Below are 4,138 nucleotides of genomic sequence, written 5' to 3' on the forward strand. Positions count from 1 at the left end.
GGGCATGAACGTTTATATCACGAACACATCACCTGAAGATGTCCCAACGAATGACGTACATGCCCTGTATTCATTGCGCTGGCAGATCGAGATTTTGTTTAAAACATGGAAGTCTTTTTTTGAAATCAATGCCTGTAAAACGATGAAAAAAGAACGCCTCGAGTGCCATTTATATGGTCAGCTCATTGGCATTCTCCTCTGTTCTTCGACAATGTTTCAAATGCGCCAGCTTCTGCTTGAAAAGAAAAAGCAGGAGCTGAGTGAGTACAAGGCGGTTTATATGATTAAGGATTACTTTCCGTTATTCTTTCGAGCAATGGCAGCTGGCGCAGAAGAGCTGGTGAACATCCTCCATCGCCTGTATCAGCTGCTCTCAAAAAACGGGCGTAAATGTCATCGGTCTAAGAAAATGACGGTCTTTGATATTTTAGGCGTTGTCTATGAAAAGACAGTGAAGCCTAGACAAGCTGCCTAGCGAAAAAAATGCTTTTTTGGGGGCTAATTTGGCATGTCTATTTTTTGTGTATGGGCTGGTCGCCATGTAAAAACAATTCAAGTCTAGCTAGTTTCGTTGTTAGCTTGATGGGTATGTGACGGGACCCCTTAATTATTTTAAAGGCGCACATCAATCACAGAATTATTAACGGTTGGATGTTTATAAATCTTTGAGTCATTAAATAGTGTGGCAAAATCATTCCACTTTGCACGAAGTTCATCTTGAAATTGATTCAAAACATCTTCAGGACTATTTTTTAATTGCAATTGATTTTCTTTAAAGTTCGTTAAAATTGTTTCAAAAGACTGAACGAAATTTGATTGGCTAGATAAATTTAGTTGATTATAAGAGCCAACCATCTTTTTTTCTTGTTCTTGTAATGTTTTTATTCCGGTCGTTGCGATTGTTTTCTTACCTAATGTTGGATATTTAGAGCTTAGTTTATCCATACGTTCTTGTGCAGCTTCATAGATTTTAACTTGAAAGTTCAAACCATCCTCTTGATAGCTTTTAATGGCCTTATTCATCTGATTTTTGTATTTTTCAGGAATCAATTTATCAGCAATCAGTTGCAATTGTGCATTCGTTTGGGCACGGTCCATTACGAAATAATCACCTGTACCACCTTTTGGCTTTTCAATACTTTTCTTTATCAACATATCGATTTTTCTCTTCTCATCTAAGCTCAGTTCATCCATATCCTTAATAAAATTGAAGTGAGCCATTTCACCTGTAACATTTACTTTAATTTCTGATGGATTTATTGAAGTATTTCCTCTGTTCGTGATAGTAGAGTTATTTTTTATGCTTACTTTTGCTTGTTCTTCAATTTGTTTTAATTCCTTATTCTTAATTAATGAATGATTTTTTAATGACATAGAATGTTCCAAATTTAACTTCTTATTGTTTAAAATATTCAAATCCTCTCATCTCCTTTCTTAATTTTACTATCGGTCTCCTGTATTTCGCAATTGAAATTTGAGCCACTTCGCAATTTAACGAGGGTACTTTTCCAGTGTACAAGATAGCGTAAGCAGCTTGTTTAAGCCTTGGCTTGACATGGAGCCTCTGCAAGCATGATTCACCCTTAAATGGCATTAGGTTAGGGATTTAACGTCCCGATAAGGGTATCATGCTCGCCGCTCCATATAAAGCCGACTTGTCTTTTTTAGGAGGACAAGATTTCCAAAGTGGCTCACTAGCTCATGTAATAATTGGTTCACTTTTCAGTTGCTCTATACAGTCTCCTTTTAATTTTGTTAATATCACCCTTTTAATTTGTTAATAATATGTGTGAATTGATATCTTTTAATTATATAGTGTTCCGTAACATTGATTAACTGAACACGTATATTTTCAGTAAAATAAGTTTATCTCTTTAAAAGTAAGAAGCCATCTCACACTGAGTGAACTACCCACCACTTAACTTCGTTTGAAGTGGGGGCTTCTCGCTTCCACGAACATAGCTTGCAAGCAAGTCTTATGTGTTCTCCACGAGCGTGAATTCGGGGCATTCCAACCCTACTGATACGCAATGTTTTTAGTACCTTGGATATTTTACGCATACGAGGGGCTTGGTTTTCGCTCTTATTTCCGTATGCAACTCCATATATCCAGTTGTCAAAGAACATTATGTCTATATTTTACCAAATTCTTTGGCTAAAGCCAACCAAAATTCATCTCCCACCTACTCATTGGTGCTATTCGCACCTTCACATTCCTTGAGGATGGGAGACTTCTTTCGGAAAGACGTTAAAGTTTTGAATTCCATAAGTATTACTCGCTGGATCTGGTTGCACTAAAAATAATAAGTAGGTAGATGTACCATCTAATGCTACATAATTTTCAGTAGCATATCTTGCATAACTATCATCTGGTTGTTGAAATATAGTGAGTGGCTCTATAATCGTTATTTCATCACCAACCATTACATCATTTTTAACAGAAGGTTTAATTATTTCTTTGATAATAACCTCTGTTTTTGTATAACCACCTGCAAAAAATATTGGCTGTATTTTATCTTCTGGCGTCTCACCATAATTTGCTACATGCTCTCTTGCTTCATAAGGTTTTACAGCCTCTGCTAATACAATTAAATCTGCTGTCTCAGGCATATCATTCAATTCATAACTAATTACTGTCGATATAGATTCAATCAAAGGCATCTTCTGAATTTCTTCAGCAGTAAACTGGCTTGGGTATTTTACTTTCTGAATTTCTTCGTTGGTTTCAACAGCTTTTTCTATGTTAGTCGCATCACGTTCTATTTTAGTATCTTGTGTATAAAAAATTAATAGGCATCCAGTAATCACACTCGCACAGGTAATCGAAAAGACAGTCTTTTTCTTCATATATTCACATCCTTTGTAAGATATTAAAATTTCGAGTTGACAGAATTTAAATCATAGGTTGTTATTTGTACATTTCCACTTCCGCCAGGTATGACAGGGAGATTATTAAAAGTGTAACCGGTTTGAACAACTGATTGATTTAATGAAATATTACTAGGTGGATGCTTTTGTTTTACGGTATGACCTACTTCATGTGCCGCTACATGACTAGCTGTTGATAATGAATATGAACTACCACCTGCATATTGCATTGTATTAGTGTATAGTACCAGGTTCACAAAATCCCATTTGTCATCCATACCAATATTATATTTTGCGACACCAGCTGTATCATAGTAGCCCGGGAAGACTTCTCCAAGGACTAACGTATTAATATCACCACTAGCTACAGAGTATTTATCTGTATAAGCAGTACGTGAATATGTTCTACCAATTCCTACTTTAGGACTCTGATTCCAATATGTCCTAGCAAGATTAAAATATTGTTCATGCGTACTATTTACCGAACTATCATAGAATGCGTAATGAAAACCATTTCCATATCTAGTTGATTGATGATTAGCTGCTTCAGGTTCCACTGGATTAATAAGAGTAATAAAGACTAATCCTAAAAAAGAAAATAAATAACCTACATTTTTCCTCATAACAAAACCACCCCCTATAAATTAACTTCAAGTAACATAATAAACCATTTTTGTTTTTTTAAATAGGATTAAATTATCTTGGAATTAAACTACGCATTTTTCACATGACAAAGATTAATAACATATGCAGAATAAAACTGAATAACGTTCCCAAATGCAAGTTTGGGGGCATATAAAAAACGAGAAAACGCTGTTACATCAACGTTTTCTCTTTTTTTATGGAACATTATTTATACAGGATTTTATGCACGTTTCTACAAAGCTAGTGCCAGCAACGTTTACGCTTATTTTTGTATTGGCTGCGTTTGTCACGATGTTGCATAAAATCCTGCATATTTTTATCGTTTTAAAGTCGAATTTTTTTGCTATGATTTCAAATAGAAGCGATAGTGAACTACCCACCACTTATTGACCTTGCGGTCTAATTGAAGTGGGGGCTTCTCGACTTATCGTTGCTTTTACTAGCCAACGAAAACTGACCGAGCTAACCCTCTTGTTCCAAGAGTTTTTGTTTCTATGTTAATGCCAATAGGCGAATGCCTTCATTTTTGATATTGATGGCTGAATTATAGTCACGATATGCCACATACCCACATGAACAACGGTAAGTACGTTCAGATAGCTTCATAGGTTTTTCTGCACCACAA

General features: G+C 35.5%; 5 protein-coding genes. 1 reads left to right on the plus strand and 4 read right to left on the minus strand.

Translation table 11 applies throughout. From position 1 onward, the window contains the following. A partial coding sequence (locus DDE80_RS13810; RefSeq protein ID WP_153060922.1) for a transposase occupies positions 1-475 on the plus strand: 475 nt, incomplete at its 5' end. A gap of 137 nt (positions 476-612) precedes the next feature. Here the strand turns inward: DDE80_RS13810 and DDE80_RS13815 are convergent. The 4 genes from DDE80_RS13815 to DDE80_RS13830 form a co-directional block, all read right to left on the minus strand. Beyond that, on the minus strand, positions 613-1,416 hold the full coding sequence (locus DDE80_RS13815) for a hypothetical protein (protein ID WP_108308494.1): 804 nt from the start codon (positions 1,414-1,416) through the stop codon (positions 613-615). Positions 1,417-2,208: 792 nt separating this feature from the next. Continuing rightward, positions 2,209-2,847 (minus strand): hypothetical protein, encoded by a 639-nt coding sequence (locus tag DDE80_RS13820; RefSeq protein ID WP_108308496.1) that lies wholly within the window; start codon positions 2,845-2,847, stop codon positions 2,209-2,211. 23 nt (positions 2,848-2,870) lie between these two features. Beyond that, entirely contained in the window at positions 2,871-3,491 is a 621-nt protein-coding gene (locus DDE80_RS13825; RefSeq protein WP_108308498.1) for a hypothetical protein, read from the minus strand. 514 nt (positions 3,492-4,005) lie between these two features. Then, positions 4,006-4,138, minus strand: a 133-nt coding sequence (locus tag DDE80_RS13830) for a zinc ribbon domain-containing protein (RefSeq protein WP_153060874.1), incomplete at its 5' end; no start/stop codon positions are given.

The organism is Metalysinibacillus jejuensis, assembly GCF_003057615.1.
GTDB lineage: Bacteria > Bacillota > Bacilli > Bacillales_A > Planococcaceae > Metalysinibacillus > Metalysinibacillus jejuensis.

Bases quoted from the DNA above. Each gene is read 5' to 3' on its own strand.
- DDE80_RS13825 (WP_108308498.1), bottom strand. From the start codon at position 3,491: ATGAGGAAAAATGTAGGTTATTTATTTTCTTTTTTAGGATTAGTCTTT.
- DDE80_RS13820 (WP_108308496.1), bottom strand. From the start codon at position 2,847: ATGAAGAAAAAGACTGTCTTTTCGATTACCTGTGCGAGTGTGATTACT.